The organism is Peribacillus sp. TH16, from assembly GCF_016651095.1.
GTDB classification, from domain to species: Bacteria; Bacillota; Bacilli; order Bacillales; family DSM-1321; genus Peribacillus; species Peribacillus butanolivorans.
Genome location: NZ_JAEKEM010000002.1, coordinates 185,270 through 209,895, shown reverse-complemented (window position 1 = coordinate 209,895; position 24,626 = coordinate 185,270). Strand labels below are relative to the sequence as shown.

Sequence of the window (24,626 nt, the reverse complement as noted above, 5' to 3'; positions counted from 1 at the left end):
CGTTAAGAATTCCCTAGAAATAGACAGTTTATAAAAGAAAAGAAGTTCTAAAAAAGAAGAAACCGCTGTCTAATAGGTGTATAGGGTTATCCTAAATTAATAACTGTCAGGGGGAAAGTGGGATGAAAAAATATCTTCAAAAAATTGGCCGTTCATTGATGTTGCCAGTAGCCGTATTGCCGGCAGCTGCCATTTTAATGGGGATTGGTTATTGGATAGATCCAGCAGGATGGGGAGAGGGAAGTCCGATAGCGGCTTTCTTAATTAAAGCTGGTTCTTCCATCATTGGCAATATGTCTATCTTGTTTGCTGTCGGGGTTGCATTGGGGATGTCGAAAGGAAAAGATGGTTCAGCCGCTTTGAGTGGGCTGGTAGCCTATCTAGTCGTAACGACATTGCTTGCCACAGAATCAGTAGCTATGCTGCAAGGTATTGATGTAGAAAGTGTAAATCCAGCATTTGAGAAAATAGAAAATCAATTTGTCGGAATTCTCTCGGGCCTTATAGCTGCTGCTATGTATAATCGGTTTAGTAAGGTCGAGCTGCCGGATGCCCTCGCTTTCTTTAGTGGTAAAAGGCTGGTCCCCATACTGACTGCGGTTATTATGTTACTCGTTTCCCTTATATTATTTTTTGTATGGCCGCTCATCTACTCTTGGTTAGTTAATTTCGGTGAAGCGATAAGTGGATTAGGTGCTGCAGGTGCAGGACTTTATGGATTCTTCAATCGGTTATTGATACCAACGGGTTTACATCATGCATTAAACTCCGTGTTCTGGTTTGATGTAATTGGGCTTAACGATATCGGTAATTTCTGGGCAGGAACTGGAACAAAAGGAACTACAGGCATGTATCAAGCCGGATTCTTCCCTGTCATGATGTTCGGATTGCCTGCCGCGGCACTTGCTATGTACCATTCAGCAAAATCTAAAAAGAAAAAACAAGTGGCGTCATTAATGCTCGCTGCAGGATTTGCTTCATTTTTTACAGGAGTTACAGAACCTCTTGAATTTGCCTTCATGTTTGTAGCACCCGCTCTTTTTGTTGTTCATGCTTTATTAACAGGTATTTCGTTAGCCATTGCTGCATCTTTTCAATGGACAGCAGGTTTTGGTTTTAGTGCAGGCTTTGTTGACTTTGTTTTAAGTTCAAGATTGCCATTGGCAAATGAACCTTATATGCTCCTTCTACAAGGGTTAGCTTTCGCTGTCATTTACTATATCTTATTCCGCTTCTTGATCGCAAAGTTTAACTTAATGACTCCAGGGAGGGAGGATGATACAGATGAAGAACTTAATGGTGGAGGAGTAGAGGCAAATGCAAGCAACCATGCTGAGTCAACAGGAAGTAAATTCTTTGGGATGGCTGCTGCGATTTATGAAGGCTTAGGTGGAGACGCTAACGTAATGTTTGTTGACAACTGTATAACCCGTTTGAGAGTAGAAGTGAAGAATATGGGAGCAGTTGATCAAAATAAAATTAAATTCACAGGAGTCGCGGGAATCAATATCGTTGGTCCACATAGCATTCAAGTCGTTGTGGGTACGCAGGTACAATTCGTAGCGGATGAAATTGAAAAGATTCGTAGACAATAGAGCTCCCATTATTAGTTGTTCGAGTAATCCTTCATCTTTCATCTAGAACTGCAAGAACAACTAGTTTACTTGCGAGATTAATAGACAAGGATTATACTCAACGATCAGGAATGAGATCCCGTTCCATACCTGATCGTTTTAGATTATTATAGAAAGCGTTTTAGTAACGAATTATCAAGCCTGAGTACACTTTGATCAAAAAACATTTATTTTGGCTTTTTTAATGAACACTGGGTAGAAATTAGAATAAAACAAATCAATGTTCTATAATATATTAAGGATATTTGTTTGGAGGGTATTGGATGACGTTCGGAGAATAAATTAAGAGATTAAATAATATAATCTCACATAAAATCATTTGAAAGAATTCTTTACTCATACTCTTGCGTAATTTTCGGCTAAAGATGGCTTCAATTGCCAATAACTTCACCAGATATAACCTCCACGTCGTTATACCGCACCCGTAAGCCTGGTGAAACCATAAATATACCTGCTAAAACAAATGCAATTGTGCTTATCAAATGATCTGAGTTTTAAGCATATGTTATCTTTGAAAAATATATATTAAATCCCTTAGTATAGGAGAGATTCTAATGTACCAACCAAAAACCAAAGAAACTGACAGCAGTGTTATCGAGTTTATTGAAAATGTCGACAGCCCCAAAAAGCGTGAGGATGCATATCAATTATTAGATATTTTTACTGAAACGACAGGTTTTATAGCAAAGATGTGGGGACCGAGTATAATTGGATTCGGTACATATCATTATAAATATGAATCTGGTCATGAAGGTGATGCTCCTCTTGTAGGTTTTTCACCTCGAAAAGCAAAAATCAGTTTATATTTTGCTACGGGTGACACAAAACGAGAGGAATTATTAAAGGGCTTTGGAAGACATACTTCCGGAAAAAGTTGTGTTTACATAAATAAAGTAGCAGATATTGATCTTAATGTTTTAAAAGAGTTAATTAACCAATCTGTAAAATTTTTGAGAGAAACCTATCCGAATAAGTAGAGTGAACGTATGTGGATGATTATCCTTTAATTGTTTCAGAAGATCAAGAAAGTGAGAGGAAGCAAAATGAGAAAAATTAAAGTGGGTATAGTTGGATACGGCCTTTCAGGTGCTACATTTCACGCGCCTTTGCTAAGTGTTTTAGAGCAGTTTGAAATAGCGAAAGTAGTAAGCTCTAAAAAGGAAAAAGTGCAGCAGGATTTGAAGCACGTGGCAGTAGTAAGTAGCTTAGAAGAAGTTTTAGAAGATGCAGCGATTGATTTAGTAGTTATTACGACACCAAGCGGTTTGCATTATGAAATGGCTAAACAAAGTTTACTTGCTGGAAAACATGTTATCTTGGAAAAGCCGATGGTAGTAGAAACATGGGAGGCAGAGGAGCTCATACAGATTGCTGAGGAAAAGGAGCTTCTTTTAAGTATCTATCATAACAGAAGATGGGATAATGATTTTTTGACAATTAAAAAACTTATGAATGATGGTGTACTTGGAGAAATCAATACATATCAGGTCCATTATGATCGCTTCAGACCAGTGGTTAGAGATAGGTGGAGAGAAAAGCAGGGTCCAGGAGCTGGCATGCTATATGATTTGGGCTCACATCTAATTGATCAAGCCTTACATTTATTTGGTTGGCCACAATTCGTATGGGCAGATGTTTTTGCGCAAAGAGAGAATGCAGAAACGGATGATTATTTTCATGTTATTTTAGGGTACGAAAAGCTGCGAGTGATATTGCATTCAGGGTCAATCGTTCCGATTAATGGACCGCGGTTTCAGGTACATGGAAGTAAAGGAACTTTTATTAAATATGGGCTTGATGGACAAGAGGCTGCGCTAAGTGAGGGGAAAAAGCCTATAGATAACTCTTGGGGTGCAGATAATCCTCAATTCTATGGTCAGTTGGTTACGATTGATGGAGAAAAAGAGAAACATGAAACAATACAAACTTTACATGGATCTTATTTAACATATTATAAAGAAATTGCAGAAAGTATATTTGAGGGGAAAAAGGCTCCTGTCACATCGGAAGAGGGGCTATCCGTCATTAAGATCATTGATGCAGCGTTGGAAAGCAGTCAAGGGAAAAAAGCTATATATGTTAATTGAAATACTTTGTTGTCCCATTGAATTCTTTTTTCTCTTTTTGCATCAAAATGAAATCAGAAGATGAAAATAATAGGCAGCCTTGTTTTTCCAAAAGGAATAAACAGGTTGCTTTTTACTGCTGTCGATAAAGCAGGAACTTTAGGTAAGTGTTAGTTCCAAGGGTTTTAATTTCCTAGTGGTCCTTACATATCAAGATAAAGTTACATGAAGGGAAATCAATTTTGGGGAACATTTTTCAAAGTGTATTAAATTATGGAGGTATTTATGAATTCTTATATTCAAGAACTGGTTAATGTATATTCAAAACACACTGATGTGGAATATGCAGAATGGTCTAAAAAATATTTGAGGAACCAATTTGAATTTTTGGGGATTCGATCCCCTATTCGTCGAACATTAACTAAACAGTTTCTGAAGGAACACGGATTGCCAACGGAAAGTAATCGTAAAGATATCATTCTTATGCTTTGGGACCTCCCAGAAAGGGAATACCAAAAAGCAGCCCTTGATATTCTTGAAAAGGAAAAAAAGAACCTCTGCCCTGAGGATATGCCTTGGTTAGTCAATTTGATTGTAAGTAAGTCATGGTGGGATACAGTAGATGTACTTTCTCCTCATATCATGGGCTATATGTTTTCAACTTATCCTAAACTTATTCCTCAATACTCCGATTTGTGGATTGAAGATGAGAATATTTGGTTGCAAAGATCAGCGATATTATATCAACTACAATACAAAGGCGGAACGGATGAAGAACGTCTATTCCGTTACATAATAAGACGAGCAAATAGCGATGAATTCTTTGTTCAAAAGGCAATTGGTTGGGTGTTACGTGAATATGCAAAAACTAACCCCGAGAGCGTGAAATCATTTGTTTTAAATCATCAATTAAAACCTCTTAGCAAGAGAGAAGCGCTAAAACATCTAACTTAAAATGAAATATTTTTGAATAATAAAGAGAGACTTCAAAGGTGAGGAGCTTCCCTTATTTTCAATAATACATAAATTTAACAATACCCCGAATAGTTGCTACTATTCGGGGTATTGTTAAAAATATATACATTATCTTTTATCGTAGCTCTACGATAATGCCTTCGCATGTAGGGATTTCTTTTGCCAAGCCATTGTAATCATTAAAGTTAGGATCAAGAGTAAGAGTCCTAAAATGAAAGGATAGGTAATTTGAACATCATACATCATTCCGGCAAGAGTGGGTCCAAGCACATTTCCAATGCTCATATATGCATTATTCATACCCATCGCAAATCCCTGCTCATTCCCCGCCATCTTAGAAATCAGTGTGTTTAAGACTGGTCGAAGGATGGAGGTAGAAAGGAAGATGATGAGAGAGATTCCAAAGAAAATTAGGTAACTTGAAGCAAAAAGTGAAAGAAGGAATCCTATGGCTGCGACGCTAATAAAGATAATTAGCACACTTACCTCCCCAAAACGACGAACAATCCGGTCGACAACAAAGAGTTGAACGATTACGCTGACGATACCAGTAGCTGTAACCATTGTTGCGATGTCCTTAGGTGTTGAATTAAATTGATTGTCAAGATAAAGGCCGATAACAGATTCATATGCCATTAATCCAAAGCTCATCACAAGTGTAATGATAAGAGGAATGAAATAGGGCATTTTCACAGACAAGGCAATTTTGCGAACCATCGATTCGTTATTTGCCATGTCCATAGCTTGTGAAGCTTGTTTCGTTTCGCTTTCCTTTAAAACAAAAATAGAAAATATTACTGCGAGGAGTGATACTAGCGCAGAAATCAAAAATGGAAATTTTAAGCCAAAATCAGCTAAAAATCCACCAATTCCTGGGCCAACAACAATCCCTAGGGACATGGCAGCAGATACTAAACTATTGCCTTTAGCCCGTTGATCGAAAGTGGTGATATCAGCAACATAAGCAAATATTGCTGGTACCAGCAAAGCAGCCCCAACCCCTCCGACAACCCGAGAAGCATACAGTAGCCAAATGGAATTAACAGCATAAAAAATAAACATGGAAATTGTCAAACCAATTAATCCATATATAATCATTTTTCTACGACCAAATTGATCAGTCCATTTTCCGGCAATTGGCGAAAAGATAAGTTGGGCACCTGCGAAAATGGCAATCATTAGCCCAGCAGCAGTTCCACCTTGATTAATGGAAGCCAGGTATGCAGGTAAGATTGGAATAATAATACCGAAGCTTCCTATTGCAATAAACATATTGATCATAAGGATAATTATCTTTTTACGTTGTTCTGCTGACATAAACAGCCTCTCTTTCTCTTTTAAATATCAATAACCAATTTAATTCGCATGGTTAATTTTTTGACACGTTAATTATGTTATAGTTTTAGATAGATAGTTGTCAATAAGAAAGGATTGTCTAATATGTATTCGAGTGAATTATATAATTTACATACTGCGATTAAAGAGCTTAGTAGTCTCTCACAGGAATTAATTGAGCCGTTATTAGTTAAATACGATTTAACTTCCGTGCAATATCACGCATTACAATTAATTGTCTTAAAGGAATCCATAGCTGTTAAAAATGTTTCAAATCATTTGAAAATTAAGCCTGCAGCAGGGACAGCGTTAATTGACCGGCTTGAACGGAAGAATCTAATTGAAAGAGTTCACAGTGAGGATGATCGACGTGTCGTTTATATTAAATCCACCGTAAATGGTAGAGAAACCTATCATTCTATCAATAAGTGCTTCGCAAATATTTTTCAAGATTTTTATAGTGTATTAAATGAAGAAGAAACCCAACGACTTAAACAAATCGTGGGAAAACTAACCGAACATGTATCGTCACGTATAGAGAACAACCTATAGAAAAAAGTCAGAGGAAAGTTGAATGGTTTTTTAGTAGCCTCAACTGAACAATATTATGCAAGCTTAGTCAACTTGATGTCATCATCATCTTAAGCTTTGTACAAGAAAAACCACTATAAAAGCAGTGAATTTCGCAATAATCTCACTGCTTTAACTATTCTATGAGATGTCAGCGGATAATCGGTGATCAATCCATTGTTTACACCGAGTAGAAAAACAATTAAAACAAAAACCCTCTAGACTTTCTTCACCTCTCATCTGCTTCTAGTAACAACTGAAACTTCTCCTTGCAGACTCATAATCTGTTACCTCTAAGAATTTTTTTACTATTAAGCCTATTGTAGCAATAGAGAAAATAATCCCTTATAAATCGTTTTGTTAGTAAGCTTTCAAATAGAAAAGACTAGTATAAGATTCTCTTTAAATGCTTACTGATTTGAAGTGAGTGGCTAACTATTTATGGAAATAATTTTTTTGTTTTGTCGGGTGACATTTCTTAATTAGAACATTGACGAAACTAGTAGAGGTAAGTATACTGAATTTTACAAATATTCAGGCAAATAAATGTTAAAAAAAGGAGTTGTTTATGATGTTTTCCCCATTAACCCCAATGGACTGGAAGCGTAGGGCGGTGAAATATTATCCGAATAAAGTGGCTGTCATTGATGAAGAGAAGGAGTTTACATATAAGGAATTTGGGCAGCGAGTAGATCAACTTTCTATGGCTTTAAATAAAGCGGGTATAGAAGAAGGTGACCATGTTGCAGTGATGTTGCCAAACACTCATTATATGTTGGAATGCTTCTATGGTATTTGTCAAATGGGTGCGGTAATGGTGCCTTTGAATTACCGTCTCTCAGCTGAGGACCTGGAGTATATTATCAGTCACAGTGATTCAAAAATGTTAGTCGTCGATGAAGAATTTATTGCTCCGATTGAGAAGATCGTTCATAAACTTGCCTTGGATAAAATCATTATGGTATCTGTTACAGGGCATAAAACATCTTTAAATGGTATAGATTATGAGAACTTTATTCAACAAGCTAAAGATTTTGATTTTGAAGCACAGCCAGAGGTTGTAATCGATGAAAATCAGCTTCTGACTTTAAATTATACGAGTGGAACGACTTCAAAACCAAAAGGGGTTATGTTAACTCATCGTGGAAATTATATTAACGCTGCAAATTTCATGTATCATCTTGGAGTAAAACATGATGATGTGTATCTTCATACCTTACCAATGTTTCACGCAAATGGGTGGGGGTGTTTGGGCGGTTACGGCTGCTGGTGGTACTCATGTATGTTTAAGAAAAGTTGATCCTCCTCTTATTCTGGACTTATTTGAAAATCAAAATATTACATTGTTATGTGGAGCACCTACTGTCGTCAATATGCTTGTGAATGATCCGAAAGCAAAAGAAACTAATATCAAGATGCGTCCACGTATGGCGACAGCTGGTGCTCCTCCAGCTGCGGCTCTTATTCATAAAGCACAAGATATTCTTGGTTTAAATATGATCCATGTGTATGGATTAACAGAAACTTCACCTTTCATTCTTTATAACGAGTGGAAGGATGAATTTGAATCTAAATCGCTTGACGAACAAGCAACAATTAAGGCAAGACAAGGAATAGAATTGGTTTTTAACGGGGAAACAAAAGTTGTTAATCAAGATGGAGAAGAAGTCGCTTGGGATGGGAAGGAATTAGGAGAAATCATTACCCGCGGCAATGTTGTGATGGATGGATATTATAAGGATCCGGAAAAGACTGCCGAAGCAATTAGAGGTGGATGGTTTTATACTGGGGATTTGGCAGTAACCTATCCTGATGGATATATTGAAATACAGGACAGGGCTAAGGATTTAATCATTTCCGGAGGAGAAAATATTTCTTCTACAGAGGTTGAAGGGGTGTTGTATAAACATCCAGATGTATTAGAAGTGGCTGTTATTGCCGTTCCAGATGAGAAATGGGGAGAAACTCCTAAGGCAATCATTGTGCTGCATTCCAATGCGAATGTGACTGAAGAAGAAGTTATTAATTACTGCCGGTCTCAAATGGCTCATTTTAAAGCACCTAGATTAGTAGAATTTGTGGAATCTTTACCAAAAACAGCAACTGGAAAACTGCAAAAATATCGTTTGAGAGAAATACATTGGAAAGGATCGAAGAAGGTAAATTAAAGGCTTTCTCACTTGTTTTTCAGATAAACGGTTATTATTAACTGTTTCTAAATACTAAGATTATTGTATGCAATATGGCGGTTCTAAAAGGATCTTCTAATTGAAGATCCTTTCAGACTGTAGACAAACTCGATGAAAATCGAGTTTGTCTACAGTTTTTTTGAGGGGTTGTAAAAATTCGAACGTTGATTTCCACTCCAGGCACTCGCTTTCCGCGGGCGGTCAGGGAGCCTCCTCGGCGCCTTTGCGCCTGTGGGGTCTCCCTTGGACACGCTTTTCCCGCAGGAGTCTCGCACCTTCCGTTCCAATCAACTTTGTTTTAACAATTAGAAATAAACACTTTTTCCTACAGTCTTTTTTGTTTTAATATAGGAGTATTAAAACTTGAGGTGATGACGATGCTTTCGAAACATAATTCTATTCAGCGAGATCAACTTGAAATGATTACTTTGGATCAACTGGTGCCAGCGAACCATTTGGTTCATAAAATTGAGGGGGCCATTGACTTCACTTTCATTTATGACTTGGTGAAAGAGATGTATTCAGAGATAGGCCGCCCAAGTATTGATCCAGTTATTTTAGTTAAATTGACATTCATTCAATATACCTTCGGTATTCGTTCGATGCGTAAAACGATTGAAGAAGTTGAAACGAATATGGCTTACCGTTGGTTTTTAGGTTACGGTTTTTGAATCAACGAATACGTGCTCTGCACTAATTAACTTTCTTTCTGAGGCTGTCATTAAGATACGATAAAAAATCTGTTCAAACAGGTCTGTATCTTTAAAGCGACGCTCATAATTTTTCCCGAACGTTGAGAAGTGAGGTACTTTATCATGACATGTGAAAGCCAGTGCGAATAAGCGAAAATTCGAAAAGAAAATCGTTCGTAAGGAAACACGAGCATATCAAGGACGCCTTCAAGAAGAAATAAATCAAGATCGTGAAAACAATGGAAAGAAGCCTTTTCCACCGGATAAATTTGATAAAGAAGAAACCAAAGAAATTAAAGAAAGTTCAACTGACCCTGAGAGTGGCTACTATGTAAAAAATGAACGAACAAAACAGTTTGCCTATTCATTTCATGCGGCTGCAGACCGCAACGGTTTTGTGCTGGGGACGATTGTAACACCAGGAAATACGCATGATAGTCATATCTTAGAGCCTCTTGTTGAACAAGTGATTGAGAAAGTTGGAAAACCTGAAGCTGTTGCCGCAGATGCAGCTTACAAAACACCAGCCATTACAAGCTACCTTTTTGGGAAAGAAATCACACCAGCTTTACCCTATACACGTCCACGAACAAAAGAAGGGTTCTTTCGCAAGCATGACTATGTTTACGATGAACATTTTAATTGTTATCTCTGCCCATCGGGCGAGATTTTAAAGTACTCAACAACAAATAAAGAGGGCTATCGCGAGTACAAATCACCCAAACACACTTGTGCGACATGCTCATTTTTATCACAGTGTACAGTAAGCAAAGACCATCAAAAAGTGGTGACACGCCATATCTGGCAAAATTATATGGAAGAAGCAGATCATCTGCGTCACCACAAGGATGTAAAACCTATATATGCGAAACGCAAAGAAACAATAGAGCGTGTATTCGCAGATGCAAAAGAAAAGCATGGTATGCGTTGGACTACTTTAAGGGGACTTAAAAAATTGTCGATGCAGGCGATGCTTACATTCGCTGCCATGAATTTAAAGAAGATTGCCAATTGGACATGGCAAGGTCCAATAATGGCTTAATAAAGTGGGCTCGTAGAGGCCCAATCTCTTAATCTTGATCAAAATTCAAAGGGAATTTCAAAAGGGGTCCAGAATTAAAACATTCTGGACCCCTTTTGTCTACAAACTGAAAGGATCTTCTAATTGAAGATCCTTTTTTAGTGCTTTTAAGACCTGTTAAGACACCCTAATCTAACATTTTAGAAACTTCATTCACATTCCATGAAATAAATAGAATTGGTACATTGAAATTTTTTTCTTGCGTTGGGGAAATTCAGTTTTTCATAAGGCAGGAATTGAAAAAACGTCAGCAAAGTAAATGGGTTAAGTTAAGGAGTCCAACAATGGCTTAAACCACAAATTTGTATTTAGCTCCATCAGTTTAAACAAATATGTGGTTTTCACTGTTTATGGGATTTAACTTCCTTCTGCATTAAAAAGCCCTGTCAAACCTTCGTTATTCTTTATACCTAATTATTATTAATAATGTCCACTTATAGCTAGGGACCTATGTTTAAGAGAAAAAATTTTTTTCAAGTATTATCAGGCAGCAACTTACGCATAATTAGAACTTGAAAATGCCTCCGAAAAAATATAAAACTAAACATTATAACGTTATATTGATTAATCCAGAAAAATGTGATAATCTATTTTTGTTAAGTGAAATAAATAACTACTTATAAGAGTTGTAAACGTATACAAAATCGCTATTTAACAATCTTTAGGGCGTACCGAAAAGGATGAGTGAAATGACAGGTAGGTTCGTACTACAAAATGTAGAAATGGTAGAGGGAAATGCTGCAGATATCATATTGGAAAATAGAAAAATTGTAGAAATTGTTCCGCCCGGAACTGGAATCGGCGAAAAAGTAATGGACTACAAACACAAAGTATTTGTTTCCAGCGGCTGGATTGATATGCATGTACATGCCTTTCCCGAATTCGATCCGTATGGAGACGATGTTGACGAGATTGGTTATAAAACAGGTGTAACAACGATTATAGATGCTGGCAGTACTGGAGCAGACCGCTTACCAGACTTGGTTAGTAGTTGTAAAAATTCCAAAACGAATGTATTCGCCTTCCTAAATATTTCACGAATCGGATTGAAGCGAATCGATGAGTTATCAGATATATCTTGGCTAAACGAAGAAAAATTAAAAAAGGCCATTGCCGAAAATAGAGACTTTATCATAGGTCTTAAAGCAAGAATTAGTAAAAGTGTGGTTGGTACAAATGGTGTTGAACCATTAAAAATTGCTAGAAAATTTTCTGAAGATACTGATTTACCTCTTATGGTCCATATCGGTTCAGGACCACCTGATATAAAAGAGGTCCTTGAATTACTTGAGGAAAAAGACATTATTACACATTACTTAAATGGGAAAGCTAATAATTTATTTGATGATAAAGGAAAGCCTCTACCTGAGTTCAGTCAGGCTATTGAACGGGGTGTTCATTTAGATGTTGGTCACGGAACTGCAAGTTTTTCTTTCCCAACAGCAGAAACTGCGAAAAAGTGTGGTATCCACTTCAATACAATTAGTACGGATATATACCGGAGAAATCGATTGAATGGCCCTGTTTTTAGTATGGCAAATGTTCTTTCTAAATTTTTGTATTTGGGATATCCGCTAAAAGAGGTAATTGATGCGGTTACTATTAATGCAGCAGTGTGGTTAAAGAAACCAGAGCTGGGAAGGATTTCTGTGGGAGATATCGCAAACCTCACATTATTCTCAATTGAGAATGAATCGACCCCTTTACTGGATTCCGAGGGCGAAAAGCGAGTAGCAGAACAAAGAGTTGATGTAAAAGGAGTGGTTATAAATGGAGAATTCATTGAATGCTAAATATGGTTTGAAAAGAGTTATTAATGCAAGCGGAAGAATGAGCATATTAGGTGTTTCTGCCCCTACAGATACCGTAATGGATGCCATGAAAACTGGCGGTCAAAATTACGTTGAAATCTCAGATTTGGTTGATAAGGCAGGACAACATATTGCGCAATTGCTTCAATCTGAAGCAGCGGTTGTCGTAAACTCAGCATCAAGCGGAATTGCCCTTTCAGTAGCCGCTATTGTAACGGAAGGAAACAGAAGGAAAAGCGAAAGACTTCATCAAGAACCTATTCAAAAGAATGAAGTCATAATGCTGAAAGGCCATAACGTTCAGTATGGGGCGCCGGTAGAAACCATGATTTACCTGGGTGGAGGAAAATTGGTTGAAGTAGGGTATGCAAATGAAGGGAAGGCAGAGCATATTGCGGATGCCATTAATGAAAATACAGCGGCCATTTTATTCGTAAAATCACATCATGCTGTTCAAAAAAATATGATTTCAGTTGAAGAAGCCTGGGAAGTGGCCAAAGCGAATAACGTACCACTAATCGTTGATGCTGCGGCGGAAGAAGATTTGGGAAAATATGTAAAGGTTTCGGATTTAACCATTTATAGCGGATCTAAAGCGATTGAGGGTCCGACATCAGGTATCGTTGCTGGGAAGAAAAAGTATATCGAATGGTTAAAGGTTCAATTACACTGTATCGGACGGAGTATGAAGGTCGGTAAGGAAACAACATTTGGATTGCTTCAGGCATTGGATGAGTATTTTATCAAAACAGACAATAGTGAAAAAGAAAAAGCTAGTTTACAAGTTCTCACATCACTTGAATCAATTGACGGTGTAAAAGTAGTGATTGTACAGGATGAAGCTGGACGAGCAATCTATAGAGCACGCATTCATATTAATCCTGTGATTACGGATACAACTGCGAAGGAAGTTAATGATAAGCTGAGAAATGGAGTTATTGCTATTTATACCCGTGATTACGGAGTTCGCCAGGGCTTTTTCGATATTGATCCACGACCATTGCAAGGTGATGATATATTCGTCATTGAAGCTCAATTAAAAGCCATCTTAGGAGGAAACAAAGAATGACTAACATAAACAAACGTTTTCTAAATAATCGTGTAGCTTTAAATGTTCTCGCTAATAGTGTAGAAAATGCAGTAGAAGTTTTTGAAGCTGCCGAAGGGCATGTATTAGTTGGGGTACTTTCGAAAGATTATCCTACTGTAGAGGCTAGTGTTACAGCGATGAAGGAATACGGGGCTGCTATTGATGAAGCTGTTTCGATTGGATTAGGTGCTGGAGATAATAAGCAGGCAGCCGTCGTTGCTGAAATTGCTAAATACTACCCTGGTAGTCATATTAATCAAGTCTTCCCTGCCGTAGCTGCGACAAGGGCCAATTTAGGAGAGAAAGATAGTTGGATAAATTCCCTGGTTTCCCCAACAGGTAAAGTAGGCTACGTTAATATCTCTACCGGCCCTGTAAGTGCTGAAGCTAGTGATCTTGCGATTGTACCTATCAAAGCTGCGATTGCCTTAGTCCGTGATATGGGAGGAAATGCATTGAAATACTTCCCGATGAAAGGGCTAAAGCATGAAGAAGAGTATCGTGCGGTTGCAAAAGCTTGTGGTGAAGAAGGGTTTGCTTTAGAACCAACTGGTGGTATTGATTTAAATAATTTTGAGACTATATTAGAAATCGCATTAGAAGCAAAAGTGCCTAAAGTTATTCCTCATATCTATTCTTCTATTATTAATAAAGAGACTGGAAAAACAAATGAGGAGGATGTACGGAAATTATTAGCCATAACAAAAAAATTGGTTGATAGACATGCGTAAACAGATTGTAGCTTTCGGAGAAGTAATGATGCGTTTGCAGGTGCCAGGATATGAATTACTGACACAGGCTAACACCTTACAATACTCTTTTTCAGGCACAGGAGTTAACGTTGCTTCTGCGATGACAAAGCTTGGGCATGATGGATACCTTGTTACAAAACTACCTGATAATCCTCTAGGAGATGCAGCGATTTCTTCCTTGCAACGCTTAGGAATTAGCCGGAATTTCATTACTAGAGGCGGCAAATACTTGGGAATGTACTTTTTGGAAAATGGCTTTGGACAACGAACGAGCCGTGTCACTTACTCCAATCGTCTGGAAAGCAGCTTTAATACAGCGTCATTGTCTGATTATGATATTGAAGTGATTGCAGAAAATACAGATATCATCCACTTTTGTGGGATTACCCTTGCAATGGCGGATAATGTGCGTGAAAGTATGAAAGTGCTTGCTAAAAAAGTAAAAGAAAAAGGCGGAATAGTTTGTTTCGATTGTAATTACCGCCCCTCCTTATGGGAGGGTGGTTACAATAAAGCAAAATCTCATTATGAAGAAATGCTTGCGTTGTCTGATATTGTCATGATGAATGAAAAAGATGCCATTTATGTTTTAGGGATGGAGGCAGTGAGTACCTTAAGAGAAGAACAGCTTAGAGAGCTAATTCCTAAAGTTGCTAAAACCTTCAATATTCACTCGATAGCTGGCACTCATCGTTCGATTAATAGTGACAATACCCATTCTTTACGCGGGTACATGTATAAAGATCAAACGTTTTACTTTTCTGAAAACAACTCTTTTTCTGTATATGATAGAATTGGTGCAGGTGATGCTTATACCAGCGGGATCTTACATGGCCAATTGGCAGGCTTTTCACCTGAGAAAACTGTCCGGTTTGCAGCAGCAGCAGGAATGTTGGCATGCACGATTGTCGGGGATACCCCAATGTCAACGGAAAATGAGATACTGTCAGCTATGGCAGGGGAAATGGAAGATATAAAGAGATAAGGGTAGGAGATAAGGAATGAATGTGAATAGAAAAAAAGGACCATTGTATTTACAAATAAAAGAAATATTGAAGGATCGTATTTTACATGGTGTTTATGCTATCAACACAAACATTCCCTCCGAGCCTCAATTAGAAGAAGAATTTAATGTGAGTAAAATTACTATACGCAACGCAATTAAAGAACTTGTTCAAGAAGGCTATGTTGAAAAGAAAAGCGGTAAAGGAACAAAGGTAATCGCGAATGCTTCGATTGTGAGGCTTTCCAAAGGAAAACGCTTCACAGAGTTATTAGTTGAGGAAGGTCACTACATTATAAAAAAAGTGCTAAGCGTAAGAAAGATTGAATTATCTTCAGAGTCAGACCTCTATCCTTTATTTGGAGAAAATTGCATTCAGATTGAGCGAATATACTTATTGGACAATGAACCATATATTTACTTTACACATTATATTTTATTGGACATAAACGAAGAAGATTTAAAAGAAATTCAGATAAATTCATTGTATGGTTTTTTGGAAGATCAAAACATTAAACTTGAAACATTTAGAGACGAGTTTGCCGTTGCTATTCCTCCTAATCACATTTGTGAAACACTGAAAATGGAAAAAGACAGAGCAGTACTAAAGAGGATCCGGATTTCTAGTGATGGAGAAGGTAATGTAATGGAATATAGTGAAGGGTATTACAATACGGCTAAACAGAACTATATTGTGACCTATAACGAGCCGATACAATAATTCTGTTTATTGTATTGGTTTGATTGTAAGCGATTTCTTAGGGATGGGGAGAATATATGGATCTATATTTATTAGGAATCACGCTGATAGCAATCGTAATTGTTATTTTGGGAGTATCATGGTGGAAATGGCATGCATTCATAAGCTTAACTGTAGCCAGTTTATTTTTAGCAGTTTTTTCAGGGTTGCCTATGGACAAGATTGTAGGTGCTTATGAAACGGGTGTCGGTGCTGTCCTCGGTCATCTTATTGGTATCTTGGCATTGGGTACCATCTTAGGAAAGATGATGTCGGACTCAGGAGCTGGTATGCAGGTAGCAGACTTCTTCATTAATAAATTCGGTGTGAAGAATCTCCCATGGGCTATGCTTCTCTCTGGGTTCATTATCGGTATTCCGGTATTTTTTGAAGTTGGTTTAGTAATATTGCTACCTTTAGTCATTTCCATTCGTAAATCAACCAAAGTGAACATCTTATTAATTGGTATTCCAGTATTAGCTGGTTTATCGATTGTCCATGGTTTGGTACCCCCGCATCCGGGAGCCATGACGGCTATAGGCATTTATAATGCAAACATGGGACACGTATTACTTTACTCATTAATCATCGCATTCCCAACAGCTATAATTGCTGGTCCTTTATTCGCAAAATGGATTCATAAACGGGTTATTCCTGTGGGAGAACCGGAATTAATCCGAGTAGAAACAAAGTCAAGTGGTTTACCTGGGACTGGAGTTTCGTTCTTTATCATCCTTTTACCTGTATTATTAATGGTATTAACAGTAGTGGCACCTTATTTACCACTACCGGGTTACTTTGAAAAATTCTTATTGTTTATCGGGAGCCCGGTCATAGCCTTACTAATTTCTTGTTTTGCAGCTTACTATTTCTTAGGATACCGACAAGGGATGGACAAATCGTTAATTAAAAAACTAACAGAAGAATGTTTATTGCCATTAGCCTCCATAATACTTATTATCGGTGCGGGTGGCGGATTCAAACAAATTTTAATTGATAGTGGAGTAGGGACTGCAATTGCTTCCATGTCTGAAGTAATATCATTATCACCAATTGTCTTAGCGTTCTTGGTGGCGGGATTAATTCGGATTGCCACTGGATCTGCAACAGTCGCTTTGACAACTGCAGCCGGAATTGTTTCTCCAGTTGTTGCCAATATGACGGGTGTTAACTTAGAATTACTTGTTATTGCCACAGGGGCTGGATCACTTATGTTTTCTCATGTTAATGACGCAGGTTTCTGGTTAGTAAAAGAATATCTTGGATTAACCGTAAAAGAAACGTTCAAAACATGGACAGTTATGGAAACCATACTTTCTTTTGTAGCATTTGGTCTGGTTTTAATATTAGATATATTTATTTAAAGCCTATTAAAACTTAACCTCTAACCTCCGTGAAACGTCTAGTTCAAGGACATATCACGGAGGTTTTTTGATGAAAGTTTCGGATCTTGTATTGCTACTTTGCGAATTCGATTCATCCATGTTATAAGTTAAGGGCATTATAAATAACTGAAAACGTTTCTCGACTGGAAGTCTTAGCATTAGAAGTGGAAGTAACCTTTAGTTCAATTATTGATTTAGTGGAAAGGTTCATACAGAGTTAGTTTGTTTTGCCCCTCGAAAGTATAAATCCTGACAGAGACTTCTATATTGCAAAATTGACAACTTACCGCTCACATATTCTTGCTGAATATAATCTAATAATTCATTTGCATGGCTAGGCTTTTGACGTTTTTCCTGAATATAATGGAGTATTAAAACTTCAATTGTCACACACTCACCTTACATTTCTTGATTAGTATTTTTTCATTAACAATATAACATGGGTAATTAAGGAATTGTCATTTTTTGAATATTTTAACTATCGACATTTTTATACAAAAATATTCCCCATAAAATTATGGATTAAGAAGATATAGAGTTACTCTAAGTAGGGGTAAGCAGTCTTTATTAAAAGATGATGATTTCGATTACTTTTTTCTTTTTCGAGGTGAAGTAGAGAAAGCAAACGGCTTATATTAACGAGTTTTTTTTCCTTTTCTTGGGCCATATTAACATCATCCAACTGCAGCCTGGCAAGCGGTTTAGATGCAATGTCGGTTCAAACTCTGGGATTGTACTTTGAAGAGAAGTGCAAAAATTTGATTTGCTTTTCTAAAGCGTACTATCAACCTAACAATGAAAGCTGCTAAGGTACAAGAGTATGAAAACTCAAAGTACTAGGGCAGCTTCATGAAATAACAGAATAGGGATATTGGCAATTGCACATATTCCTGCTCAAGATAATAATATCCTTGATATATCAGGGTTTAGAAAATCTATGAAAGAGGTCGGAGACTAGGAGCCTCCGACCTCTTTTTATAATTGAATTTTTTGTGCAGACAAGGGTGTTAAATGAAGTTCAGCTGCTTCCTTCTTGATTGAGAATATATAAGCACCTAAACCTAAAATAGCTGCAAAAATCAGCATCGCAATTGATGTACTGAAGTCCCCGCCTGATAAGTCACGAAGCCAACCCATGATATAGCTTGAAAAGCCACCCATAATATTTGTAAATCCTATCAGACCAGCTGCCCGGCCTGCTGTTTCGGGTGTTGAGTATTTTACCATGAGCATATTACTTAGATGGAACACACCGCCTTGGCATCCCATTGCCAGTCCCATACAAATCCCCGCTATAATTGGATTTGGGATGAAAACTGCTACTGTCAAAAAGACAGCAGTCATTGAAAATAAAATCGAGGCCATCAAACTTGGACGCCTCGTCTTGTCGGCCAGAAAACCGCAGGCTAGGACAAATCCTAAAGCAAATAACCAGGAGAGGGAAGTAATGCTTGACATCCCTTCTTTTTCGAATCCTTTAGCTTCGATAAGATAGGTAGGGAGCCAAATACTAATTCCAAAGAAAAGAAAAGAACATACAAGCATGCCAAACCAGACAATCCAGAAACGATAATCCTGAGTGAAACTCTTATTCACAGAGGAGTTTCCTTCCTTTTCTTCATCATCGGATTGACGGATGAAAGCCAGTTCTTCTTTACTAATTCGCGGGTGCTCTTCTGGTGTATTTCTTGTCATAAATATAAACATCGGGATATTAATAAAAAAGTTGAAGGACGCAAGCATAAAGAAAGCAGCTTGCCAGTGGAGAGAGGAAATAACAAGCACCAATACAATGGCTCCAATCGCCGGTCCTAAATAGTTTCCAGTAAGCCATGATGCCTGTGCACGTCCTAATTCGCGTTTGTTAAACCAGCTAGAAATGAATTTACCTGATACAGGAATCATCATCCCTTCGCCAAAACCAAGAATAACGCGGCTTACTAAAAACATTTCATATGAATTAGCGAGGCCTGACACAATCATGGTAAGTGTCCATACGAATAAACCGGCGATGGCTGTTTTTCGGGCACCTAATTTGTCAATGATGAAGCCCCAAAAAAGATTTGAAACTCCATAAGCAATGGTGAATACAAAAGAAAGAAGACCGATCTTTGCATTTTTGTCATCGCCTGTCATACCGAGTGCATTCAAGAATTCTGGATCTGTTTGAATGATGGAAATGCCAACCTTATCAATTTGTCCGAAAAACCAAAAGAAAAAAATTGGAACGGCAATATATAACCATCTTTTTTGCCCATTTAACATAATACCATCTCCTTGTCGATTTTTAAGCATGCTTAAAACACTTACCATCGAGTATAAGTGAATTACGGTTGCCCTAATCAAAGTAATTTTGTATATGTACTAGTTTTGATTTTCTCGTTAATGAGCTGTATCCCGCCTTTCTTCACAATACTGACCGATAAATATGCACTGGTGATGTTTTGCTAGGAAAACAAAGTTTTACTTTCTTAACGATAAAATAAATAGAATTGATTGTCAATTTAATATTTTAATAATTTTATATTTTTTGAATAAATAAACTTTTGTGATTTTAACATTTTTATAAAGATGTTTTTTATTTGAAAAAGTAAAAAGTCACGTGATTTGTAAACGGTTTATTTCCATGGGCACAATAAGTCTTTCTAATTTGTACTTGAAAGGATTGCAATTCTTGAACCGTGAGAATATAGGTAAGAAAACATCTATTGATGTAGGGGAAGAGTGCTTTCTTAGTCAACATGCAGAGGGAAACTTTCTGTTAAGGAAGAAAGATGAAATCTTAAAAAGACCATAACAATTTAAGGGAAATCACTGAGAAAGATTTTAAGGGATTTATCGAGGTACATAAGAATTAACATCCTGAATGGAAGAAGTTACTTGCCCTGATATTAATACTGCCAAACAAAAAAACTAGTATTGTCCATTTCTTTGGGTGATACAACAGAGACTAATTAGAAATGTGTATATGACTTTTTTGCGTCCAAAAAGGTTACTCAAACTTAAATCGAAAGATTCTGATTTATTCATATTGAATTTAAATTAAGAAAAATCTATAATTTATATATTAATAATGTTTTGTATATGAAATATTTATTACTGGAAATGATTAGATAAATAGTAGAAAATGTTACTAGATACACTAAATCAATATTTTACCTTCAGTGTATTAAATTTATATTTTTAGTAAAGTTTGTGTAGTTAACTGTAACTTTGGGAATAAGAAGTTCTTCCCTCATTTACGACAATAAAATTGGACCCCCCAATTAGTTTTATATACGGAAATATGTTTTAATTAAAAATATACATTAAAATCTATTTATTAGTGAAAGTGAAAAGATTGTGAGGTTAAAAAGGATGCCAATTTGTCAATTAGAAGAATACTCGATTCATTATCGGGAATCTGGTGAAGGAAAAGCGCTTGTTATTCTACATGGATTGGGAAATAATTCTCAATCTTGGGGACATCAACTCAGTCAGATGAAGGAAGAATTTAGAGTAATTGCTTGGGACGCACCTGGGTATGGTGAAAGTTCCGATCCAAAAGAAGAATTTCAAGAATTTTCCCAGTTTGCAGATGTATTGAAAGAATTCCTGGAGAGTCTGGGGCTGCACTCAGTTTACCTACTCGGGCATTCAATGGGATCGGCAATTGCAATCGATTTTACGAACCGTTTTCCAGAAATGGTAGAGGCGCTGATTATATCAGATGCGACACGTGGAGCAGCCGGAGTAAGTCCGGAAGAAAATAAAAGAAAGCTTCAGAGTAGATTACACTCTATCGATACGTTAAAGCCTAGTGAAATTGCGAAAAAAAGGGTGAAAGCGTTAGTGTCGCCAAATGCACCAGTTGAGGTAGTGAAAGAAGCAGAACGAATTATGTCGCAAGTGCGACCGCCTGGATACCGGTCTGTTTCCTACTCTTTATCAAATTTAAACCAAATGGAGATACTTTCTTCTATATCTATTCCGACACTTGTTATGTGTGGAGAGCTGGATCAGGTCACACCGGTAAGTGAATCAAAGGTTTTTCATGAATTGATTCCGAAATCAGAGTTTGCCATCGTTCCGAATACAGGTCATTTATGCTATCAAGAAGATCCTGGAGTGTTCAATAAATATGTCACTGAGTTTTTACAGAAACAACCGGTAGGTCAGAAATAAATGCTTACAAAAACAAAAAAGGAAATAAATAAAACAAGAAAATTTTCTAGGAAAACTGCAGAGAACGGTGGACATTTTACTGCATGTCCTTTTCTAAATTTCAGGTGATCTGTGATAAAGCTATGTTGAAGTCGGGAATTACATTTTTCTACTTTTTCTTAATCGATGAATGGTTGCATGAAGATAGATTTCTAAATTGTCTCTATCTTTTTTTATTTCAGTGTAGAAAAGATTAAAATAGTTGAAGGTATCTCCTCTGCATAGTTTTTTGCGACGCCGAAATGTAATGAATTTACAACGGGAGGAATACTTGAATGGCAAGCGAAGAGAAAGAGAAGTATAGTGCCAATTCATTAGTAAGAGGATTGGAAATCATTAAGCTTTTTAATGAATCACAGCCGAGTTTATCGCTTTCAGAAATAGCGAAACAACTGGGAGTAAGCAGAACGGTGCCATATCGTTTATTATTTACACTACAAAATATTGGGTACCTGTCTCAGGATGAACATACAAAACGTTATAATTTAACGCCAAAAGTGCTTGAATTGGGTTTTAGTTATTTAAACAGCTTGAAATTCCAGGAAATTGTCCAACCTTATATGGAGACGCTGCGTGATGAAATCGGAGCATCTTGTCATTTGTCCATCTTGGATGGTCAGGAAGTGGTATATGTAGGTAGTGCCCCAATCAGAGGTGTATCAGCTGTCAATGTGAACATTGGTTTGCGACTACCAGCACACGCATTAGCCAATGGGAAATTACTGCTGGCCTATCAGCCAAAAGAAATGTTAATGCAAATGTTCCAAATCACTAACCTCACTCCTTATACAGACAAAACCCTTACAGCGCCGGGGGAATTCCAGAAGCAGTTGGAAACTATTCGGCAAAAAGGATATTCGATGACAAGCGGGGAGTTTCACCCTGGTATCCGTTCTGTAGCAGCGCCGATATTTGACCGGACTGGAAAAGTATTGGCTGCTTTGAATGTGGTGGCAACAGAATCTGCTTATCAGGAAGATTTTATCGATAAAATAGCCTTGCCGAAATTACTGGAAGTTTCTCAACAGCTATCCTCTCATATGGGATACAGTGGAGGAAATATGTTTCATCATAAGGACGTCTAAAAAGCTGGATTTTTAATCTGAAAAATGAATAACCTTTTTCAAAAGTGTGGGTACCCAGTCTTTATGGGTATCCGCACTTTTTTGTCGTTTTAAAAAAATTTATGAATGTTATAGTTCCAGCCCCCTGTTGAATAAGGCGCTTGAACATATGTTCATAAAAAGGGTTGTTTTGATTATAAACAAAGTTTCAAATATTCTAAAAACTTATCTTGACAATGAAGGGCTTTCATTTTAGAATTAATTCATAGATAAAACAATGTTTTGCTTATGAAACAATATGAGATTTAGAAACAACAAATAAGGGAGGATTTTTAAAATGACAAATGAAACTTTTTCGGTGAAAGAATTTGAAAAAAAATATGTTGCACGCTTGGAAGACCGTACACTCGATTGGAACGTCTTAAAGTTCCAAGAGGAAATTGATCCAGCTTATAGACGTGCTCAAATGAGATATATTGGACGAGGTGCCACAGCGAATAATGATACAAATGTAATTGCAGGGGAACATTTTACACTAAGTACAATGGTGCTTCCTCCGGGATGTGTCGGGCCGTTACATCTCCACGATGATGTAGAAGAAGTATTTTTCATTCTTGAGGGAGAAGTTACAGCGTTGATTCAAGAAGACAGCTACAGCGAAGTACATGAGATTAAATTGAGTGCAAGAGACTGCATAAGTAGCCCTCCGGGAGTGTATCGGGGAATTAGAAATGATGGGAAAGAAGAGGCGCGCATGCTTGTTATGCTTGGAGCGGTGAAGCCTAATTTGCCAACATATCCAGAAGGTAGCGAGCTTGAAGAATTACGAAAACAACGGTCCAAGGAAAGAGAAGCCATCATTAAAGACTGATCAATTAAAAGAAGAGGGGCACCTACATTATGAAAAATAATGAGGCGCCCCTTTCGATTAGATTGTTAAAGGTGAGCAAGACAATCTATCAAAAAAGCAATCTATATAATGGGAGGCATAAAAAGATGCTTGGAATTACTCATTTACGGCATATTAGTTTGATCACTCCGAACTTTGAAGAACAGGCAAAGTTTTATGAGAAGGTTTGGGGCTTGGATAGAGTGGATGTTCCAGAAGAAGAGAATACAGTATATTTTCGCGGGGCTGGCCCAGAACATCATATTTTAAGCCTTTACAAAGGAGAAAAGCGTGGTTTGCACCACATCTCATTTGGAATGGTCGATAAAAACGCAGTGGATCGTGCAGCTGAAATATTACAATCAAAAGGCGTGCGTATTATCGAACAACCCGGGTATTTGGATGAAGCTGGTGCTGGTTATGGACTTCGATTTATTGATCCTGAAAACCGTGTTATTGAGCTTTCAGCATGGGTGGAAGTTCAAACGTCAATTTGGAACAAGAAAAATGTAGATCCTGTGAAATTGAATCATGTCGTCATGAATACAAAAAACTTAGATATGATTGTAGAGTTTTATACAAATGTACTTGGTTTTAAAGTTACTGATTGGAGCGAGCACCAAATGTCTTTCTTAAGGTGCAACCGGAAACACCACTCCATAGCATTCAACCAAGATGAACATGCTTCAGTCAATCATATTGCTTATGAGGTTGATTCTGTCGATGAACTAATGCGTGGTATAAGTAACGTTCGAAAAGCAGGACTGTCAGAACTTTGGGGACCTGGACGTCATGGGCCAGGAGACAATATCTTCTGTTATTTCCAGGATATAGGCGGTTTTGTTATGGAGTATACATGCTATCTCGAAACGATTGAAGATGAATCTGAGTGGAGAGCACGTGTTTGGAAACGAGTACCTCACTTAATGGATCAATGGGGTATTGCAGGACCCCCGAAGCCTGAAGCCCGTAAAGCAATGGGGGGGGAACCGGATCTAGGCTGGGTAGATTCTAAAGTTGATGTTTCGTTAATTGGAGGGAAATGAGGTCAAAGATGAGTGGAAAAAGATATAATTCGCGGAATTCTTTACCTCCCATTGTCATCGGGCAGGACGTTATAGATTCACTTGAGATGTAACATCTTGTTC

18 protein-coding genes and 2 pseudogenes are annotated in these 24,626 nt (G+C 37.4%); 17 read left to right on the top strand and 3 right to left on the bottom strand.

The features are described 5' to 3' along the window. Window positions 1–122: 122 nt before the first annotated feature. The 4 genes from nagE (at window position 123) to JFV29_RS00980 (ending at window position 4,654) form a co-directional block, all read left to right on the top strand. Window positions 123–1,595 (top strand): N-acetylglucosamine-specific PTS transporter subunit IIBC, encoded by a 1,473-nt coding sequence (nagE, locus tag JFV29_RS00995; protein WP_201180738.1) that lies wholly within the window; start codon window positions 123–125, stop codon window positions 1,593–1,595. A 593-nt stretch (window positions 1,596–2,188) separates the two neighbouring features. Further along, complete coding sequence (locus JFV29_RS00990) at window positions 2,189–2,611, top strand: DUF1801 domain-containing protein (RefSeq protein WP_201180735.1); 423 nt, start codon at window positions 2,189–2,191, stop codon at window positions 2,609–2,611. A gap of 66 nt (window positions 2,612–2,677) precedes the next feature. Beyond that, the gene (locus tag JFV29_RS00985; RefSeq protein ID WP_056519205.1) at window positions 2,678–3,721 is read left to right on the top strand and encodes an oxidoreductase; all 1,044 of its coding nucleotides are present in this window, start codon (window positions 2,678–2,680) and stop codon (window positions 3,719–3,721) included. 264 nt (window positions 3,722–3,985) lie between these two features. Beyond that, window positions 3,986–4,654: a DNA alkylation repair protein gene (locus tag JFV29_RS00980; protein WP_201180734.1), complete on the top strand. Its 669-nt coding sequence runs from the start codon at window positions 3,986–3,988 to the stop codon at window positions 4,652–4,654. 147 nt (window positions 4,655–4,801) lie between these two features. Here the strand turns inward: JFV29_RS00980 and JFV29_RS00975 are convergent, their stop codons facing one another. Then, complete coding sequence (locus JFV29_RS00975; RefSeq protein WP_201180733.1) at window positions 4,802–5,992, bottom strand: MFS transporter; 1,191 nt, start codon at window positions 5,990–5,992, stop codon at window positions 4,802–4,804. 123 nt (window positions 5,993–6,115) lie between these two features. Here JFV29_RS00975 and JFV29_RS00970 point away from each other — a divergent pair, with 123 nt between their 5' ends. The 9 genes and pseudogenes from JFV29_RS00970 to JFV29_RS00925 all read left to right on the top strand — a co-directional run bounded on the left by JFV29_RS00970 (window position 6,116) and on the right by JFV29_RS00925 (window position 17,301). Continuing rightward, on the top strand, window positions 6,116–6,562 hold the full coding sequence (locus JFV29_RS00970; protein WP_201180732.1) for a MarR family winged helix-turn-helix transcriptional regulator: 447 nt from the start codon (window positions 6,116–6,118) through the stop codon (window positions 6,560–6,562). Between the two features lie 589 nt (window positions 6,563–7,151). Beyond that, a pseudogene (locus JFV29_RS00965) lies at window positions 7,152–8,748 on the top strand (long-chain-fatty-acid--CoA ligase). A gap of 398 nt (window positions 8,749–9,146) precedes the next feature. Next, window positions 9,147–10,503: pseudogene (locus JFV29_RS00955) on the top strand (IS1182 family transposase). Between the two features lie 728 nt (window positions 10,504–11,231). Beyond that, on the top strand, window positions 11,232–12,335 hold the full coding sequence (locus JFV29_RS00950; protein WP_201180730.1) for an amidohydrolase/deacetylase family metallohydrolase: 1,104 nt from the start codon (window positions 11,232–11,234) through the stop codon (window positions 12,333–12,335). Further along, on the top strand, window positions 12,313–13,422 hold the full coding sequence (locus tag JFV29_RS00945) for a DgaE family pyridoxal phosphate-dependent ammonia lyase (RefSeq protein WP_201180729.1): 1,110 nt from the start codon (window positions 12,313–12,315) through the stop codon (window positions 13,420–13,422). Before JFV29_RS00950 ends, JFV29_RS00945 begins: the two co-directional genes overlap by 23 nt. After that, window positions 13,419–14,174 (top strand): 2-dehydro-3-deoxy-phosphogluconate aldolase, encoded by a 756-nt coding sequence (gene dagF / locus JFV29_RS00940; protein ID WP_201180728.1) that lies wholly within the window; start codon window positions 13,419–13,421, stop codon window positions 14,172–14,174. The genes JFV29_RS00945 and dagF overlap by 4 nt, the downstream gene beginning before the upstream one ends. Continuing rightward, the gene (locus JFV29_RS00935; protein WP_201180727.1) at window positions 14,167–15,180 is read left to right on the top strand and encodes a sugar kinase; all 1,014 of its coding nucleotides are present in this window, start codon (window positions 14,167–14,169) and stop codon (window positions 15,178–15,180) included. Before dagF ends, JFV29_RS00935 begins: the two co-directional genes overlap by 8 nt. Before the next feature lie 16 nt (window positions 15,181–15,196). Beyond that, entirely contained in the window at window positions 15,197–15,919 is a 723-nt protein-coding gene (locus JFV29_RS00930) for a GntR family transcriptional regulator (protein WP_201180726.1), read from the top strand. Between the two features lie 56 nt (window positions 15,920–15,975). After that, complete coding sequence (locus JFV29_RS00925; RefSeq protein WP_201180725.1) at window positions 15,976–17,301, top strand: GntT/GntP/DsdX family permease; 1,326 nt, start codon at window positions 15,976–15,978, stop codon at window positions 17,299–17,301. 228 nt (window positions 17,302–17,529) lie between these two features. Here JFV29_RS00925 and yppF read toward each other — a convergent pair whose 3' ends face one another. Next, complete coding sequence (yppF, locus tag JFV29_RS30115; protein ID WP_201180724.1) at window positions 17,530–17,712, bottom strand: YppF family protein; 183 nt, start codon at window positions 17,710–17,712, stop codon at window positions 17,530–17,532. 585 nt (window positions 17,713–18,297) lie between these two features. Further along, window positions 18,298–19,587: an MFS transporter gene (locus JFV29_RS00915; protein WP_201180721.1), complete on the bottom strand. Its 1,290-nt coding sequence runs from the start codon at window positions 19,585–19,587 to the stop codon at window positions 18,298–18,300. A 1,092-nt stretch (window positions 19,588–20,679) separates the two neighbouring features. On the opposite strand from JFV29_RS00915, the gene JFV29_RS00910 reads away from it, so the two are divergent. From JFV29_RS00910 to JFV29_RS00895, 4 genes are all read left to right on the top strand, one after another. Continuing rightward, the gene (locus tag JFV29_RS00910) at window positions 20,680–21,486 is read left to right on the top strand and encodes an alpha/beta fold hydrolase (RefSeq protein ID WP_201180717.1); all 807 of its coding nucleotides are present in this window, start codon (window positions 20,680–20,682) and stop codon (window positions 21,484–21,486) included. 314 nt (window positions 21,487–21,800) lie between these two features. Beyond that, window positions 21,801–22,610, top strand: coding sequence for an IclR family transcriptional regulator (locus tag JFV29_RS00905; RefSeq protein WP_201180712.1), 810 nt, complete (start codon window positions 21,801–21,803; stop codon window positions 22,608–22,610). A 316-nt stretch (window positions 22,611–22,926) separates the two neighbouring features. Further along, window positions 22,927–23,460: a cupin domain-containing protein gene (locus tag JFV29_RS00900; protein WP_053345923.1), complete on the top strand. Its 534-nt coding sequence runs from the start codon at window positions 22,927–22,929 to the stop codon at window positions 23,458–23,460. Between the two features lie 125 nt (window positions 23,461–23,585). Next, window positions 23,586–24,524 (top strand): VOC family protein, encoded by a 939-nt coding sequence (locus JFV29_RS00895; RefSeq protein WP_201180711.1) that lies wholly within the window; start codon window positions 23,586–23,588, stop codon window positions 24,522–24,524. The last annotated feature ends 102 nt before the right edge of the window (window positions 24,525–24,626 follow it).